The 18067-nt window shown below is 38.8% G+C and carries 13 protein-coding genes; 10 read left to right on the top strand and 3 right to left on the bottom strand.

Going from position 1 to position 18067, the window contains the following annotated elements; all coding sequences use genetic code 11:
- The first annotated feature begins 33 nt into the window (after positions 1 to 33).
- The 8 genes from QNJ50_RS19070 (at position 34) to QNJ50_RS19035 (ending at position 8310) form a co-directional block, all read left to right on the top strand.
- Positions 34 to 435: a FeoA family protein gene (locus tag QNJ50_RS19070; RefSeq protein ID WP_300638127.1), complete on the top strand. Its 402-nt coding sequence runs from the start codon at positions 34 to 36 to the stop codon at positions 433 to 435.
- A 66-nt stretch (positions 436 to 501) separates the two neighbouring features.
- Positions 502 to 1113 carry a FeoA family protein gene (locus QNJ50_RS19065; RefSeq protein WP_300638125.1) on the top strand — a complete coding sequence of 204 codons (612 nt, stop codon included), beginning with the start codon at positions 502 to 504 and terminating at the stop codon, positions 1111 to 1113.
- 44 nt (positions 1114 to 1157) lie between these two features.
- Positions 1158 to 3524, top strand: a complete 2367-nt coding sequence (gene feoB / locus QNJ50_RS19060) for a Fe(2+) transporter permease subunit FeoB (protein ID WP_300638123.1) — start codon at positions 1158 to 1160, stop codon at positions 3522 to 3524.
- A 43-nt stretch (positions 3525 to 3567) separates the two neighbouring features.
- Complete coding sequence (ftnA, locus tag QNJ50_RS19055; protein WP_300638121.1) at positions 3568 to 4089, top strand: non-heme ferritin; 522 nt, start codon at positions 3568 to 3570, stop codon at positions 4087 to 4089.
- A gap of 303 nt (positions 4090 to 4392) precedes the next feature.
- Positions 4393 to 4791 (top strand): FeoC-like transcriptional regulator, encoded by a 399-nt coding sequence (locus QNJ50_RS19050; RefSeq protein ID WP_300638119.1) that lies wholly within the window; start codon positions 4393 to 4395, stop codon positions 4789 to 4791.
- Positions 4792 to 4884: 93 nt separating this feature from the next.
- A complete protein-coding gene (locus tag QNJ50_RS19045; protein WP_300638117.1) occupies positions 4885 to 5430 on the top strand; it encodes an HMA2 domain-containing protein in 546 nt (181 codons plus the stop codon).
- A gap of 229 nt (positions 5431 to 5659) precedes the next feature.
- Positions 5660 to 7891, top strand: coding sequence for a heavy metal translocating P-type ATPase (locus QNJ50_RS19040; protein WP_300638115.1), 2232 nt, complete (start codon positions 5660 to 5662; stop codon positions 7889 to 7891).
- Between the two features lie 89 nt (positions 7892 to 7980).
- Positions 7981 to 8310 carry a DUF5132 domain-containing protein gene (locus QNJ50_RS19035; RefSeq protein WP_300638113.1) on the top strand — a complete coding sequence of 110 codons (330 nt, stop codon included), beginning with the start codon at positions 7981 to 7983 and terminating at the stop codon, positions 8308 to 8310.
- Here the strand turns inward: QNJ50_RS19035 and QNJ50_RS19030 are convergent.
- Together QNJ50_RS19030 and hcp are read right to left on the bottom strand one after the other, a co-directional pair.
- Entirely contained in the window at positions 8307 to 8645 is a 339-nt protein-coding gene (locus QNJ50_RS19030) for a hypothetical protein (RefSeq protein WP_300638111.1), read from the bottom strand. The two genes, QNJ50_RS19035 and QNJ50_RS19030, sit on opposite strands and share 4 nt — an antisense overlap.
- Positions 8646 to 9368: 723 nt before the next feature.
- Entirely contained in the window at positions 9369 to 11018 is a 1650-nt protein-coding gene (gene hcp / locus QNJ50_RS19025; RefSeq protein ID WP_300638109.1) for a hydroxylamine reductase, read from the bottom strand.
- A gap of 288 nt (positions 11019 to 11306) precedes the next feature.
- Between hcp and QNJ50_RS19020 the strand changes: the two genes are divergently transcribed.
- Both QNJ50_RS19020 and QNJ50_RS19015 read left to right on the top strand, forming a co-directional pair.
- Complete coding sequence (locus QNJ50_RS19020) at positions 11307 to 12002, top strand: Crp/Fnr family transcriptional regulator (RefSeq protein ID WP_300638107.1); 696 nt, start codon at positions 11307 to 11309, stop codon at positions 12000 to 12002.
- Between the two features lie 362 nt (positions 12003 to 12364).
- Positions 12365 to 15595 carry an alkaline phosphatase gene (locus tag QNJ50_RS19015; protein ID WP_300638105.1) on the top strand — a complete coding sequence of 1077 codons (3231 nt, stop codon included), beginning with the start codon at positions 12365 to 12367 and terminating at the stop codon, positions 15593 to 15595.
- 147 nt (positions 15596 to 15742) lie between these two features.
- On the opposite strand, the gene QNJ50_RS19010 is transcribed toward QNJ50_RS19015, so the two are convergent.
- Positions 15743 to 17479 carry an NF038122 family metalloprotease gene (locus tag QNJ50_RS19010; protein ID WP_300638103.1) on the bottom strand — a complete coding sequence of 579 codons (1737 nt, stop codon included), beginning with the start codon at positions 17477 to 17479 and terminating at the stop codon, positions 15743 to 15745.
- Positions 17480 to 18067 lie beyond the last annotated feature (588 nt).

The raw sequence follows: 18067 nt of genomic DNA, 5'->3' as shown, positions 1-18067 counted from the left end.
GGTTGACTCTTGAATTACTAGGAAGGTGCAAAAATGGACGATCAGCCTAACAATCAAAGGCAAAGATACCAAAGACATCATGGATGGAGGAAGTTTACCTTTTTTGGAGAAACACAAACACCCGAAAAGCAAGATAAAGATGGAAATAGAGCAAAATTTGCTCCAGAGTTAACCCAGAATAAATCCAGGATGAAGCAAGTATTTGCCCTATCGAACACCCAGGTTGGCGAACACGTTGTGATTACTCAAATTTTGAATGGTAAGGGCATGATATATCGCCTTGGTCAAATGGGTTTAACTCTAGGCTCAGAAGTTGGAGTTATTAGTAAAACTAAAAGCGGTTCTATTATTATCAGCATTCAAGACAAGCAAATTGGCTTGGGTGTAGGGATGGCTAACAAAATAATGGTAACTTTCGCTACGGAGAAAAGTTAATTTGAATTTCAAATTTGACAAGCTTTAACCAAATAATTTTACAAGATGAGGGAAAGAAAACATAAAATGGATGACACCCACAATAACAATAGACAACATCGTCATCGACATAGGGAAGGTAATCGTCTAGCTGAAACTGAAAACCCCCGCCAAAAACGCTCCATTATGGCATTGGCAAAGGCTCAGGTAGGCGATCGCTTGTGGATTGCTGGCTATGAAAGCAAAGATGGGATTAATCGGCTACTGGGGATGGGATTAGCTCCAGGTATTGCCATTCAAGTACTTCAGAATTTGGCTGGCAACATCATTGTTGGTGTGGGGGAGAGTCGAATCGGGATCGATGAAGGGATGACAAAGCGAATTTTGGTATCCGATCAACCCTTTGATTATCTAGTCGAACTGCAAGAGGTTAATCAAGACATGGAAAGTAATGCAACCACATTAAGAGATTTACAAGTAAATCAGAAAGGGAAAGTAACTCATTACCAATCAAGTGAAGACCATACCAAGAAAGCTTACAAGAAAAAGCTACTGGCAATGGGTTTAACTCCTGGTACAGAGTTTACCGTCACCCGTGTTGCCCCTCTAGGGGATCCGGTAGAAATTCAAGTGCGAGGCTTTAAATTAAGTCTGCGTAAGGACGAAGCTGCTGCCCTTGTGGTTGAGAAATTGAATTAATTGATTAATTAATTATTAAGAGTCAAAAAATTGTGGGTCAAAAAATGAAAAAACAGACAATTGCTTTAATTGGCAACCCTAACTGCGGAAAAACCACTCTGTTTAACGATTTAACAGGTGCTAATCAACGTACGGGGAACTGGCCTGGGGTTACTGTAGATCGCAAAGAAGGTAAATACATCAATGACGGAATTGAAGTTACCGTTGTAGATTTGCCAGGGGTGTATTCTTTAGATGCAGAAGATGAAAGCACGGGACTAGATGAGTTGATTGCCCGAGATTATCTGCTATCTGGGGAAGCGGATTTAATTATTAATATTGTCGATGCTTCTAACTTAGAACGCAATCTATATCTAACTACTCAGATTATGGAAATGCGCCTGCCAATGGTAACAGCATTGAACATGATCGATGTGGCACGGGAGAGAGAATTAGAGATTAATACCGATGTTCTTTCCCAAAGATTGGGTTGTTTTGTGATTCCGATCAGTGCTTTTTTAGGGGAAGGGATTGAAGTCCTAAGAAGCAAAATTAATGAATTAATCGATAATCCTGGCAATCTACCTACGGTGGTAGCTTACCCAGCAGTGATTGAAGATACCCTCAGCCAAATTGAACCACTAGTTAGGAAAAAAGGACGCAATCAAAAAATTTCTACCAGGTGGATAGCTCTAAAATTGCTGGAATATGAAGGCAGTGTTGCCCCCGAGCTTAAAGGAAAAGAATTAGATCAAATTGTTATTGAAAATCGCCATAAGATTCATCAACTGTTACATGAAGATATCGATATTATTGTCGCTGATAGTCGCTATGGCTTTATTCGTAGTTTGATACAAAGTTCAGTACAACAGACCAGAGATATCAGTAGCACTAAATCTGACAAAATCGACCAATTTGTCCTCAATCGTTGGATTGGCATCCCCTTATTTTTAGTGGTGATGTACTTAATGTTTTTCATCGCGATCAATATCGGTGGTGCATTTATCGATTTCTTCGATATTTCCTTTGGTACCGTCTTTGTGGAAGCGCCGAAGGCTTGGTTAGAATCCCTCAATACCCCAGGATGGTTAATCGGTTTCATCACCTCTATTGGCGGTGGTATTCAAACAGTAGCTACCTTTATTCCTCAAATCGGCTTACTATTTGTCATTCTTTCGATTCTCGAAGATTCCGGTTACATGGCAAGGGCAGCATTTGTCATGGATAAATTGATGCGCTTGGTGGGCTTACCTGGTAAATCCTTCGTGCCGATGCTAGTGGGTTTTGGCTGTAATGTACCGGCAATTATGGCGACTCGAACTCTAGAAAATAGGCGCGATCGCTTGATGACCATTATGATGAACCCATTCATGTCTTGCGGCGCAAGATTGCCTGTATATGCTCTATTTGCAGCTGCCTTCTTTCCCCGTAACGGGCAAAACCTGGTTTTCGGTCTGTATTTAATTGGTATTGCTGCTGCTATTTTTACCGGACTAGTGATGAAAAACACCATCATGCAGGGGGAAGCCTCGCCCTTTGTGATGGAATTACCGCCCTATCACATCCCCCAGCCCAAAGGAATTGCGATTCGCGCTTGGGACAGACTGAGAGGATTTTTACTCAGAGCAGGTAAGGTAATCGTAGTCATGGTGATGATCTTGAGTTTACTCAACTCCGTGGGTACGGACGGCTCCTTTGGCACACAAGACAGCAAAGATTCGATTTTGTCGGCTACTAGCCAAGCTGTAACTCCATTATTTGCCCCGATGGGCGTTCGTCAAGAAAACTGGCCTGCTACCGTAGGTATTTTTACTGGAGTGTTTGCCAAAGAAGCAATGGTTGGTTCTCTTGATTCTCTGTATGGTCAGTTAGCTCAAGAAGAGTCAGGAAAAGTAGAAAAAAAAGAAGCTTTTGATTTTTGGGGTGGTATTGCTTCCGCTTTTGCCAGCATTCCCACTAATTTAGCTGAACTTGGCAATCAAATACTCGATCCCATTGGCTTAAATATTGGTGATGTACGAGATCAAGCAGCTGCCGCCGAAAAACAAGAAGTAGCAGTAGGTACTTTTGGACAGATGGCAAAAAGATTTGACGGTACCACAGGAGCATTTGCTTATTTATTATTCGTACTAATGTACTTTCCCTGTGTTGCTGCAACAGGTGCAATTTACCGTGAAACTAATTTAGGTTGGACGGTGTTGGTTGGGCTTTGGACTACAGGTTTAGGTTATTGGGTAGCAGTTATGTTTTATCAAATAGCTACTTTCTTTGGACACCCAGTTTCATCTCTGGCTTGGATTATCGGTGGAGTTGCTGCTATAGCGGGAACAATTTTCCTCCTCAAACGATCTCGGAGTTCCCAGAAAATTTCCATTAATCCCAACCGGGAAGAAAGCACGCAGCAAAAAGCTAAAACCTCAACTCGTGTTTAACTGAAGCGAGCATATCGCAATTGACTAGGTAAGAAGGTGAATTATGTTATCTCAAAAAACTATCGAGCGTCTCAACCAACAAATTAACTTAGAGATCTATTCTTCCCATCTCTACTTGCAAATGAGTTCTTGGTGCGCTTATAAATCCCTCGAGGGCTGTGCGACTTTCTTAAGTCAACACGCGGATGAAGAAATGGCACACATGCGTCGCTTACTGAAATATCTTCAAGAAACAGGTGCTTTGGCAATTATGGGTGGTATGCAAGCTCCACCAACAGATTTTAATTCTTTGACAGAAATGTTTGAGCAGATATACGAACATGAGCAACTGATTACTGGCAAAATAAATGACTTAGTCCATTTAGCAAGTACTGAATCAGACTATGCCACTCTTCAATTTCTCCAATGGTATGTTGCCGAACAACACCAAGAAGAATTTTTATTTAAAAGTATTCTGGACAAAATGAAACTAATCGGAACGGAAGGACAAGGTATCTTTTTTATCGATCGCGAAGTTGCCAATATGGCTGCTAACCGTACTCAAGAAACAACTGCGATGAATTGATCTAAGTTATTAGGAATAAGGAGAAGAGGAAAATTCAATTTCTTCGACCGTCGCGATCGCAATGATTTTTCCTTGTTTCTTGACTAAAATTAATATTTCTTGGACACTCCGCGCAATCTTGAAAGGTACGCCAATGATTTTCTTCAGATTTTACCAATTTGACATTTTTCCTCCCTTGGCTTAAAAACGGTTTCCTTAGCGCAGCGTGTCCGTTAGCCCGCACCTGATGGTGTTCAGCGTAGCTGCGTCAACAAACGGCTACGCCGCGTCTGTGCGTTAGCATAAACTCCCGCGAGGTTTTTTATGATTTTAAAAGAACTGCAAGACTTCGTACTTGATTATCATCGTGTTTCCTTAGCAGACATGGAACTGCACTTTCATGTAGATGGAGATGCACTTAGGCAAATGCTCTCAAAATTAATCCAAAAAGGGAGAGTGCGCAAGGTGCTGACTCCCGAGAAGTGTCATGGTTGTACTTTCTGCAATCCTAAGATGGTTGAATTTTATGAATGGGTAGACCAACAATATTCTACTTCTCCCAATATTTCTAAGAATAATTCCATAAAAGCTCAAATTCATGGCATTAAAGGTTTAGAAGAAGATTTTACGGTAACCAAGGAAACAGGAGTTAAATATGCAGTTATTTTATATGATTGTGAAAAAGCCAAGATTGTGAAGAAGTCAAGGAATAAAGAAGCTTAATTAGCAGATGAACCGTAGGATAAGTCTTCTTAAGATTTGATTTATCCAAAGCATATTTTGCTTAACATGTATAGATAGAAGTGAATACTACTCATGACAGCTACAACTTCAACTAATAATCTCAGTCACCTCTCCTCAGAAGATTCAACCTCCCAGCTAGGGGCATTTTTAAAAGAACATGGAGAGGTCGAAATGATTCTCCCAGCGGTAATTGGAGTCTTTATTGCGACTCGATTTAAACTGCGAGGAGCAAATGCTCTCATAGTCAACTTGTTGGTGGCAAGTATAGCGCGTCAAATTTTTATCCACCTCAAACAAGAAAAACAAGATGCAGTCAGCGAGAACAATAATTCTAGTTCTAATAAAGTAGGGATAGGAGCATCAGAGGTTAATTTTCAAGATTATGCGATCGCTCATGCTGTTCCGGGAAGAGTTCGTTTGCGGATGCCTCAACTAGCTATTAATGCTGATTTTGCCCGTCGTTTAGAGCAGGCTTTAAACGCTGATGAATATGTCAAAAGCGTCCGAATTAATCGTGCTGCAACCTCGATCGCCATTAATTATGATAATCAAGGATTGTCTGATTGGGAATTAGGCATGCGTTTGATGGATATTGTCAATAAGCTCAGCCAGGTTTAATTTTGAATTTTCCGGAACTACATAATTCAGGTAAAGGTTGAAAGCAAAAAAATCATGTAAATTAGATGTAGTATTGCTTATTGTTCGATAAGAAAATAGAGTTCAGCAAGGATTTCCAACCAACAATTTTTAACCAAAATTCCTAACTAAATAATTCCTAACTAGATAATTCCTAATTAACAATCTCTAACTAAAATCAGGAATTTTATATCATAAGGAGTGTAACTATTTGACAAACCCTCCATCCGTAATTGACAGACAACAAATCGAAGCTTATCATTCTCTACCTTGTTTGGTTCATCATGTTCCAGGTAGAGTTAGATTTCGCATCTACCGTTTAAAAGATGACCTGGACTATGCAGCCAATCTCAAACAATTTTTACTTGCTCAACCCCGAATTAATCATGTGAGGGTCAATCGTGCAGCAGCTTCGATCACCATTGATTATCTTTATCTTTATACAGGTTCTTCACTGGTAGAAATTGCCTCTGATTTAGCAAATTTAATTAAACAAGCAGCTACAACTAGTTCAATTCCAAACAAACCAAGCAAAAAGCCAACCCTAACAACTGAAAATTGGTCGAGTTTAAGATTACCCGTCTTCACTACTATCGTTAGTTGGTTGAGTTATCAAAGTGGATTAGTTTGGTTGCGATCGGTTGCTCTTGCTAGTTTAGTAACTGTAACCTTACCCATAGCGAAAAGAGCAATTCAAAGCCTTTTTGGGGATCGGAAAATTAATATTGATTGCTTAGACTTACTGGCATTGGGTTTAAGTTATTCCCAAGGAAGACTAGTTACTCCTGCATTGGTAATTACTCTTCATCAGCTAGGGGATCTAATTCGCGATCGCACCGCCCGTTCTACAGCAACCCAAACAGCAGATCTCATGGATGCGATCGGACATTTTGCTTGGGTATTAAGAGAAGGGCAACTCTTACAAATTAAAAGCGATAGCGTACAACCAGGAGAAACCGTAATTGTCTATCCTGGAGAGCAAATACCTGTAGATGGAGAAGTCCTTAAAGGTCGAGCTACAATTGACCAACAACAACTTACAGGGGAATCAGTTCCCATTGTTGCCGAAGCCGGGACAGTGGTTTATGCTTCAACTCTGGTTCGTTCCGGGCAAATCTACATTCGTACCGACAGAGTAGGAAAAAATACTCGTGCTGCTGCCAGTATTGAACTCTTGCAAAATGCACCAGTACAGGATACCCGCATGGCAAACTATGCTGCCCAGGTAGCAGATAAGTTAATTTTACCTTCCCTAGTTTTAGCTGTTATTGTTTTAGCAATCACTAAAGAGCCAGCTAGAGCAGCTTCAATTCTGACTTTGGATTTTGTTACCGGTATCCGCATTTCCATACCTACAGCATTCTTGAGTGCATTAAACCACAACACGCGCCATGGTATTTTGGTGCGCAGTGGACGAAGCATCGAACAATTAGCAGAAGTAGATACAGTTGTCTTTGATAAAACGGGGACTTTAACCCAAGGAACATTAAGTGTAGTGGGCATTCAAACCATACCAGGTAGAATGTCTGCCGAACAAGTCTTAACTTTTGCTGCTGCTGCTGAACAAAGGATCGCCCATCCTGTCGCTGAGGTCATTACAAATTATGCTCAAAGTCAGAATATAAATATTCCCCTTCGCCAAAAATGGAACTATGAAGTTGGTTTAGGCATTCGTGCTACTGTAGAATCACAAGAAATTTTAGTAGGTAGTGATCGCTTCTTAGCTCAAGAGGGAATAGACTTAGAATGCTTAGGGACTCAAGCTTTTCCTTTGCATCACACCTGCGATATAGAACAAAAATCTGCTACTTCAGCATGGTTATCCTTAATCTATGTCGCTTGTGATGGTAAATTACAAGGGGTAATTCAATATGCCGATCCCCTTCGTTCCGAAAGCCATGGTTTAATCCAATATCTGCAAGCTTCTGGTCGCGATATTCATTTATTGACGGGAGATAACCAGAAACGAGCCAACGTAGTAGCAGAGGAATTGAATATCCCCCTATCTCAAGTCCATGCTCAAGCTTTTCCCGAACAAAAAGCAGCAATCCTGCGCGATTTAAAACTAGCTGGTAAAACTGTTGCGTTTGTAGGTGATGGCTTGAATGATTCGGTCGCTTTAGCTTATGCAGATGTCTCAATATCTTTTGCCAGCGGTTCGGATATTGCCAGAGAAATAGCTGATGTGGTACTGATGAATAACGATCTAGCTAGCTTGATGGAAGCCCTTAATATCTCCCAGGAAACCAAGCAGTTGATCGAGCAAAATACTCTGCTGGTGGTTGCTCCCAATTTAATGGCTTTGGGTATGGCTTCTACATTAGGATTAAATCCACTGGTCGCTACGATAGTTCACAATGGTTCGGCGATCGCTGCTGGGCTTAACAGTCTTCGTCCTCTGGTACAACATAACTTGGAAGAACAAAATTCATTGTTTGTTTAAGATTTGACTAGAAAATCTAGAACTCTATTCTAGTAATCCTAAACTGAAAAATAAATCAATAAAATCAATCAATATTCAGGAGTAATAATATGGCACCAATGCAACAAGTAGGAAATTCCGTCTTCAACCAAGTTAAAAATGCTTACAAAAATCATCCCATTCAAACTGTAGCTATTGCGGTAGGAATTGCAGTTTTAGCTCCCACCGTACTTCCTCTAATGAAGCCTATTGCCAAAGCAGCAATCAAAAGTGGTGTCAGCTTATATCAAAAAACCAAAGGGGCGATCGCCGAAACAGGAGAAGTAATCGGCGATATTGTTGCTGAAGCCAAAGCTGAAGCTGCATTAGAACAGGCTGAAAAACTAAGTTTATCAGAAGGTTTAATAGCTACAACCCATCAAGATATTCAAGATAATTAATTATTAGTTAACTGTTTTGAGCTTATTTTAAGTTTTGAACTAGCTTTCAGATGGTTATTCTGACTAGCTATTGCTGCCTTTTGCCAGATTTTAGTTAATTCTGTGGTTGAATAATTAATTGGTAATGCCGTACTTTCTCGCTCGATAAATAGACTGTTCTTAATCGCTGCTTTCAGAAAAGGTCTACCTAATTTTGTTACTGCGGGAACAAGGAGAGAACTTACTGTGATCGCTCCTAGTCCTGCTAGGGCGATAGGATGATTCCCATGACCGTCTTCGATAAGTTCTTTTAGGTGAAAAGAAAGTACGGACTTATCCAAATGAATCAATGACATAATTTTTTCCTCAAGAGCGATCGCGATTAAGACTTAGAACTGTATTTAAGCGAGTTGGGGGTTAAGATATTTTTTGTCGTTCAGGAAAAATTCACAGCAGCTTTTCTGACTATTTGATACATATTTGCTATAGCTTATTCGGATTAGTGCTATTTTTGCTACAACTTATCTAAGCAATCCTCACTGTAAAATCTGGCTTTGAAGACTAGCAATTCTACTTTAGTCTGTATTAATTGAACAAAATTAGATTACATCTGGTAATTAAATCTTTAAGATTAATGATAATAAATTTCAATTAATTGTCAAGGTCTGAAAGATTAAATCTCTTAAAAAACACACAATAAAAGGGCAACTGGGAACAGGGAAAAATAAAAATATGTTTATATCCTCGCGAGGCGACAAACACCCCGTGAGGTTTATATCAATTTCTTAAACCCCAGCTACAGATAATAAGGAATCATGTAAAAATAAGTTGCATAACTTTTTGATTAAAGTCCCCGGATAGCCTAAACTCCAGCAATAAACTTTATCAACTTATTTTTACACGGATGCTAAGTAAGCAGGCGAGAAAAAAGTAAATTATGTAAATAATATAAAATATCCGTATTTGGCTCGTATTAACGCTTTAGCACTAAAGTGCTACTACAAACTAAATTATGATTTTTTTACTAACCTAATCTGTAGCAACTTCAAAAAAAGCAGGCTTCTGTTTGGGAAGACAGACTAACCAAGACAAGCAGCTAAATCTTCATCAGGAGTAGTAATTGGTTTAAGGTTATAATTCTCCGCTAATAGCTTAAGGATATTAGGAGAAAGGAATGCAGGGATAGTTGGACCCAAACGAATATCTTTAATCCCCAGATACAACAAAGTTAAGAGAACAGCGATCGCTTTTTGTTCGTACCAGGAAAGAATTAGAGATAAAGGTAACTCATTAACGGTGGTGTTTAATGCCTTAGCTAATCCTAAAGCAATCTGAATTGCAGAATAAGCATCATTGCATTGACCAACATCCATGAGTCGAGGTAAACCAGCTATTTCGCCTAAATTTTTGTCGAAGAAACGGAATTTACCACAAGCAAGGGTTAAAACTACGCAATCTTGAGGAACTTTTTCAACTATTTCAGTATAATAATTGCGGTCTGGCTTTGCTCCATCACAACCACCAATTAGGAATAAGTGACGAATTTTACCCGAATCAATTGCAGCTAGAACTCGATCAGCTACTCCTAAAACAGCATTGCGAGCAAATCCTGTCATTACTTGACGTGGAGGTTCATCTTCAGTAAATCCAGGTAATTCTAAAGCTTTTTGAATTACAGGCGTAAAATCTGGCGTACCTTCAGAATTCCCAGGAAGATAAATTAAACCAGTATAGCCTACTGGTCCCAGAGTAAATAATTTATCCTGATATTCTTCATGGGGAGGCATCAGACAGTTAGTTGTGAGGACAATTGCACCAGGGAATTTAGCAAAATCTCTGGTTTGATTCTGCCATGCTGTACCATAATGTCCGTAGAGATGGGGATAAGTCTGTTTTAATAGAGGATAACCATGGGCAGGAAGTAATTCACCGTGAGTATAAACAGTAATACCAGTATCAACAGTTTGTTCTAATAAGGCTTTCAGTTGCTTAAGATCGTGTCCTGAAACTAGAATCGCTTTACCCTTTCTTGTATTGAGAGGTATCGGCGTAGGTGTAGGATGACCGTAAGTTGTGGTATGTCCAGCATCAAGTAATTCCATTGTACGCAGATTAATCTTCCCAACTTCCAGAGCAAGATTGACCCAATCATTTAAACTAAGGTCTTGACGTTGAAGATTGACAAGTGCTTGATAACAAAATTGATAAACTGCTTCGTCAGCTTGTCCTAATTCTTGCGCATGGAAAGCGTAGGAAGCGACACCTTTAATCCCATACAAAACAGTAAGTTTAAGAGAAAAAATATCTATATCAGTTCCTGATTGACTAATAAACTTGAGGCTAATATCTTGACCTTGTTCTACTAAACTGGAATCAAAGTCGGGTTCAAAACAAGCTAATTCCGACCATTTTTCCGATGTATTAGAAGCTTGCTGAATTTGCACTTTGAGTTTTTCCCGAACTGCGATCGCTTGTTTGATATATTCGGTAAAACGTTGTTGTTGAAAGTTAACATTCGTCATCGTCGCAAAAAGCGCTTCACAGGTAAATAAATCTGCGACTTGAGTTTTGATTCCCAATTCACGAGCGCGTAATGCAACTTGGGCTAAACCTTGTAAACAATGAATTAATAAATCTTGAACCGCATTTACTTGGGGACTTTTACCGCAAGCACCCCATTGATGACAACCATTACCACTAGCTGTTTGTTCGCATTGTTCGCAAAACATCTCTCCCTCTCCTACGTAAATGGGTTATTGGTATATCTATTTTTAAGTAAGTAGGCAAGAAAAAAGTAAACTATGTAAAGAAATATAAAATACTCGTATTTGGCTCCTAGTAGCGCTTTAGCGCTGAAGCACTATTACAAACAAGTTATGATTTTTCTTACTAACCTACTTAAGTGTAAAAGGTGTTGATATAAATTTCCTTGACTTAAGTCAAATATTATTAAACTTTTAGTAGGGAATAAAATTTTATATAATTTTGTTAATATATAAAATTTTTAGTTAATTAAAATGATGCAAGAACATCAAGATTGGCAGCAATTTTTGTCTCGTTCCCAATTATTTCAAGGACTTTCCCCACAAGAACTTCAACTGGTTAATAAAATTATAATTAATAAGAATTTTTCAAAGGGAGAAAGTATTTTTTGGCAAGGAGAACCTTGCGATGGATTTTATTTAATAAAAAAAGGAAAAGTTAAAATATTTCAGATGTCTAAATTGGGCAAAGAACAGATTTTACATATATTCGAAACAGGAGGGAATTTTGCTGAAGTATCTGCTTTTGATGGTAAATGTTTTCCCGCTTCAGCTATTGCTATGACGAAAACAGAATTATTATTCTTTCCCAGGTCTGATTTTCTTAAGCTTCTGGAGAAATATCCAACTTTAGCAATTAATATGTTGGCTACTTTTGCCCGTCATCTGAGAAAATTTGCCCGTTTAGTTGAAGATTTATCCCTCAAAGAAGTACCAGGTAGGTTAGCCGCTTACTTGCTAGACTCAAGGGAGTGTCATGGTAATATTGACTCAGTTAAATTAGATATTCCTAAAAGTCAGCTAGCAGCTTTGTTGGGAACTATCCCAGAAACATTATCACGAGTATTTTATAAATTAAGTTCTGAGGGATTAATTACCATCGATGGTTCTGAAATTCAACTGTTAGATTTGAAAGGTTTAACAGTTCTAGCAACAGGTAAAAGGTTGTGATATGAGAAGATTATTCTTTATATAAACCAATTTAATATTTATTGATATTTATATCTCTTGAAAACTTATATTGACTTTAATTGAAACATAGTGTTCCCTTAACCCAAAAATTGACACCTAGTTCGCATAATGATCTTCAGAACCTAATTTTTCTCAGAGGCTAAAACTAAGTATAAATTCTCAACAAAACCACTATTGGATTCTTAGTAATTACCCCATAGAGCTAATTTTTACAATTGTCAATCAAAAAACTCTTTCCCCTTGCTTCTGGTTTTATATCTGGATGCTAATGGAGAAGCTGTGAAGTGCAAAAATTCCTAAACTTACGTGTCTTGCATCGAAATTAAATTCAGGGAAGATTCATGGCAAAAAATAATGTAATTTTTATCCATCCGGATGGTACCAGTCCTTCTCATTTTGCTGCTGGACGTTTTGTCAAAGAAGGACCAGATGGACGCCTTAACTGGGATAACATGACTGAGGCTGGAGTCTATCTGGGACATATCAAAGACCGTCTTGTTTCTACTTCAAATGCAGGTGCAGTAGTTCATGCTTATGGAACAAAGCCTTTTGCTGGTTCCTATGGTTTAGATGAAAATGGTAATCCGGTAGAGTCACTTTCTTTTAAGTCGGGAGCGGCTAATGAAAGTGGTTTGACCATTATGGAAGAAGCGATCGCCGCAGGTAAAGCAACTGCTGTAATTAACTCTGGGTTTATCGCCGAACCGGGGACGGGAGTATTTCTCGCTGATGCAGAAAGTCGTAATGATGTGGCGGAAATTACGGCTGAAATTGTCGAATCGGGAGTAAATATTATTCTCGGTGGTGGAGAAATTCATTATTTACCGGAAGGAACCGTTGGACGGTTTGGTGAAGAGGGTATCCGTACCGATGGACGCAATTTAATTGAGGAAGCCAAAGAATTAGGTTATACAGTTGTTTTTACTCGGGAGGAACTGCAAAATCTACCCCAAGGTACTAACAAAGTATTGGGTATTTTTGCAGCAGAAGATACCTATAACGACACCACTGAAGAAGCAAACGCAGCCCAGGGACTAGAAAACTACGGTCAACCAGGAAACGAAAATCCTCCCACCGTAGGGGAAATGTTGGAAGCTGCTTTGCCAATTCTGGATCAAGATCCAGATGGTTTTTATGTGGTTTTAGAAGAAGAAGGTAGCGATAATTTTCCCAATAATAATAATGCTCGGGGTGCGATCGAAGCAGTTTTACGGGCGGATGAGGCTATTGGGGTTGCTCAAGATTTTATCGATAATACGGATCCCAATACTTTACTAATTACTGCTGCTGATAGCGATGCGGGTGGTTTGGAAGTTGATGATACTGAACCCGAACAGGTTGGAACTGTAGGAGTTAACCCCACCCTAGATGACCGCAGTGACGCCATTGAAGTACCCCGTGACGGTCAAAGCGGTCGTAATACTGAGCCTTTTGTTTCTGCACCCAATGCTTTTGGGAAGGAATTACCTTTTGGTGTTAGTTATGTCGGTACCCCTGATTTTGCAGGTAGTATTGTTGCTAAAACCTACGGTTTAAATTCTGAAGAGTTACCCAGTACTTTGGATAACACCGACATTTACCGGTTGATGTACAAAACTTTGTTTGAGGAGGAATTACCCCAAGCTGTTCCAGCACCACCACCGCAAAGAGCACCACAAGCGACCAAAGATACTGGAAATGTAATTTTTATCCATCCAGATGGTACCAGTCCTTCCCATTATGCTGCAGGACGTTTTGCTAAAGAAGGTCCAGATGGGCGCTTAAATTGGGACAAGATGTCTGATGCTGGGGTATATCTGGGACATATTAAAGATAGATTAGTTTCTACCTCCAATGCAGGAGCAGTAGTTCACGCTTTTGGTGTCAAACCCCAAGCTGGCTCCTATGGCTTAGATGAAGAAGGTAACCCCGTGACTTCCCTTTCCGGAAAAGAGGGAAAGACCATTATGGAGGAAGCCATAGACGCAGGAAAGGCGGTTGCGGTCATCAACTCTGGTTTCATTGCTGAGCCCGGTACTGGTGTCTTTTTATCCGATGTGGAAAACCGCAGTAATGTTGCTGAAATTACTGAAGAAATTCTTTTTTCTGGCGCTAATGTCATCCTCGGTGGTGGAGAAATTCATTATTTACCAGAAGGGACTGTTGGAAAGTTTGGTGAAGAAGGTATTCGCACCGACGGACGTAACTTAATTGAAGAAGCAAAAGAATTAGGTTACACGGTTGTCTTTACTCGGGAAGAATTGCAAAATTTGCCCAAGGGTACTGGTAAAGTTTTAGGTATTTTTGCTGCAGAAGATACTTATAATGACACAACTGAAGAAGCCAATGCTGCTGAAGGACTTGATAACTACGGTCAACCCGGAAACGAAAATCCGCCCACAGTCGCGGAAATGCTGGAGGCTGCTTTACCGATAGTTTCTCAAGATCCAGATGGCTTCTTTGTCGTTTTAGAAGAAGAAGGTAGCGATAATTTCCCCAATAATAATAACGCCAGGGGCACAATAGAAGCAGTTTTGCGGGCAGATGAAGCTATTGGTGTAGCAATGGACTACATCGAGAAAAATGACCCCAATACTTTACTATTAACCGCAGCAGATAGTGATGGAGGTGGTTTAGAAGTAGATGACACCGACCCGGAACAAGTTGGAACTATCGGAGTTAACCCCACCGAAGCCGATCGCAGCGATGCAATTGAAGTACCCCTCGACGGTCAAAACGGTCGTAATACCGAACCTTTTATTTCTGCACCCAATGCAAACGGCGAACAATTTCCATTTGGAGTTGGTTATACTGGTACCCCTGATGTAGCAGGTAGTATTGTCACTAAAGCCCATGGTTTAAACGCAGATTTACTTCCTTCCACAGCCGATAATACAGATATGTATCGGTTGATGTACCGGACTTTATTTGGAGTAGCTCCAGAAGAAGTCGCTCAGGGAGATGGGGATAATTTAGTTGGGGGTACCCCTGGAGATGATTTGGTAATTCCCGGACTAAAAGGTGAATTTGATGGTAAGAATGATACCTTATTTACTGGTGCGGGTAATGACGAAGTAGATCTCCAAGTAGGTAACTCAGCAAATATTGGTAATAATCGTATCGATTTGGGCAGTGGAGACGATATCATTTCTGTGAGTAAAGGCGATCGGGTCTTTGGTGGTGCAGGAAACGACGTTTTCGATGCAACCGATGCAATGGGTGGTAACCGCATGTCCGGTGGAGATGGTGATGATATCTTCTTCCTGGGTAAACAAGACCGTGCTTTAGGTGGTAACGATCTAGATAAATTTTTTGTTCAGTCTGGTGGTGATAATCTCATCACTGGTGGTGAAGGTGCAGACCAATTCTGGATCGTCAGTGGTGAATTACCCGAAGATGCAAATACAATCCTCGACTTTGAAGTTGGAACTGATGTAATTGGTATCTTAGGTAGTGAAAGTTTGGGAATATCTGCAGATACTTTGAAACTTAAAGAGATCGATGGTAACACCGATATCTTCTTTAATAACCAGAAACTAGCAGAAATTAATGGTGTAACTGGTTTGGATGATACCAGTTTTGTTTTTGCATAGTTTTTGATAACTGCTGATTAGTAATCAGTTGTTGCTTAACAGCAAGATGATTTTGTCTCCTATCCCCAAATATTTGGGATAAATACTCAAATCATCCCATGAATTGGGGAGTTAGGAGACTATTTTCTTAGTATAAATTTTAATGACTTATCTCTCATTTAAGCAACGCTCATTTTGGCGCATTCGCCGATGTAACGAACCAAATATACTCAGAAATGCCATTCCCACAATTATATTTGGTTCTGGCGTACTAGCAGTTTTATACTCTTGCTCTTTATATTCTTGATTAAAAAACATACTCATACTATATTCACTATCTTCTTCTGAATCACCAAGCTCTTGCCAAAAACTTAGTCCACTACTGGAAGAACCACCACCGTTATATCTGATACTAAACCTTGGTCCTGAAGAGTTTGTCTTGAGTTTTTTCTGTTTTTTCACAGAACCATGTAACCATCGGTTGGCTGTATCTTCAACTTTTGTATAACCAAGGACATCCAATAATTGCAAATCTAAATCTGTAATATCTAGCTTTTCTCCTCTTCCCAGTAATGGGTGCATAATTCCTAAGGGGTTACCATTGATATCGCCCTTCTCTGACCAATGACTGGTTTGATAAGATACTCCATCTGCAAATTCAGCTTGTTTTGTCTCACCACCATCAATGGAAAAGAAGATATTGTCACTGGAAGACCAGTCAATGACACCATTCTGTGTACTTTCATCAGAAAAACGAAATAGATCCATTGAACTGACTAATGATATCTCCTTTTCTGAGAGAGTTTTATTATCTTCCTCAGCCTGAATTTTTAATAACTTAAAAGCGTCAACTCCACTGACAAAACCCAAAGCGTGACCGATTTCATGTAAAGCAACACTAAGAAAATCAAACTTATTGTTAGCAACTTCAGCATTTGGATCGTCAACTCTAGAAAAATCCCAGATAGTGCTTTCCAGAAAATTTCCTTGGGGGTTTTGGTCTATCCAATCAGAGTAGCCAACCATATCGCCATTGTCAGCAAACATGGAATTGTTCATTAAAATCAGAGCATCAAGCACTTTTTCATCATTACCGTAGCTCAAACCTAATGCTTTTGCATTTGCAAGAGTTAACCAAATCTTTTTATTATTGTCATTTTCATTTTGATCGATGATAGTTTGTACATCTAATTGATTTACTTTATCTACTTTATTATGATCATGTACCTTGACTGTACTATCATCATCAATTCGCATTTTAAATACTGACTTTTCAAAGTCAATTTTGCTAAGCTTTAAATTTTGCGTTTGTTCAAGATTTAGTTGTTGAAAAATATCTGGGGCTTGGTCAGCAATAATATCCTTGGATTTAGAATCTATATTATTAGGGTCAAGATTAAGCTCAAAACCCTGTTGTTGCAAAATATTGATATTTTCTGCATTCTTATCATCTTTTAGTTCAACACCTAATGCCTCAAAGAAATCTTTTTCTTTATATTTAAGATTTTGTAGATTTTTGAAAGCTATTAAATCATCTGTAGAAGTAATATCTTTAAAACTACGATTCAAGAAATCTTCATAATTTACATGAACCATATGTGGACTGGTTGCACCTAGTGCTTTGGAATTGGATATTTGAGTGAAATCAATGTGAAGTTTAACAGTTATGTCTTGTTCGCAAGAGCAATCTGAATCTAAAAAAGTATCTTTAAATTTGGAAGACCAGATATTACCTGCAGTTTGGAACCCATGGATTACCTCCTGAGAAGTATCTTGAGCATAAATAAACTGAAATTGTAATGCTTGGGCGGGAGTGCTACTAAGTATGCCAGTTAATAATGTAATAGAGAGGGGTAAAAATCGTTTCAAACTATTAATTTTTTCAATGAAAATAGACTTCATCATTCATTAAATATGTTGTATTTATCTGCATAATTAATTAAAAATATAAGAATTAAATTTGATTTAAATTGTTGGAAAAACTTAATACAAACTTTAAAGGTTATTGATGATTATGTGATAATTGGTATACGCTCACAATAAAAATAGTAAACCTATAGTTGCACAAACCTATTCCTATATATCTGTTTATATTGAATTATCTAAAATTACAGAAGAGTAATTATCCTGAATAATAATTTAAAGCTATTTCACTATTCTATTATTGAAACTTCAAAATCAAATTATTTGCCTGAAGATTTTATGTTTTTTTATGATACCAAAAAATATTTCATATGATACTTATATAATGCTATGCTAAGGCTTAGCAATACTTGATGCTGAATGCTAAGTAATTTATGATACATAAAATTATTATGATTGACTTTATAAACATCATGAAGCAAGGCTTAAGAGATGGGTAAAAATTGCAGTGTTGAATAATAAGTACTTGGAGAAAATTAATTGTATATTTGTCATTGCGAGTGGAGCGTAGCGTAACGTAGCATATGTCCTGTCGGACACGCTAACGCTAACGCAAGGCTTTGAGATTGC

The organism is Mastigocoleus sp. MO_188.B34, from assembly GCF_030065675.1.
Taxonomy (GTDB): Bacteria; Cyanobacteriota; Cyanobacteriia; order Cyanobacteriales; family Nostocaceae; genus Mastigocoleus.
This window is presented reverse-complemented; position numbering and strand designations above follow the sequence as displayed.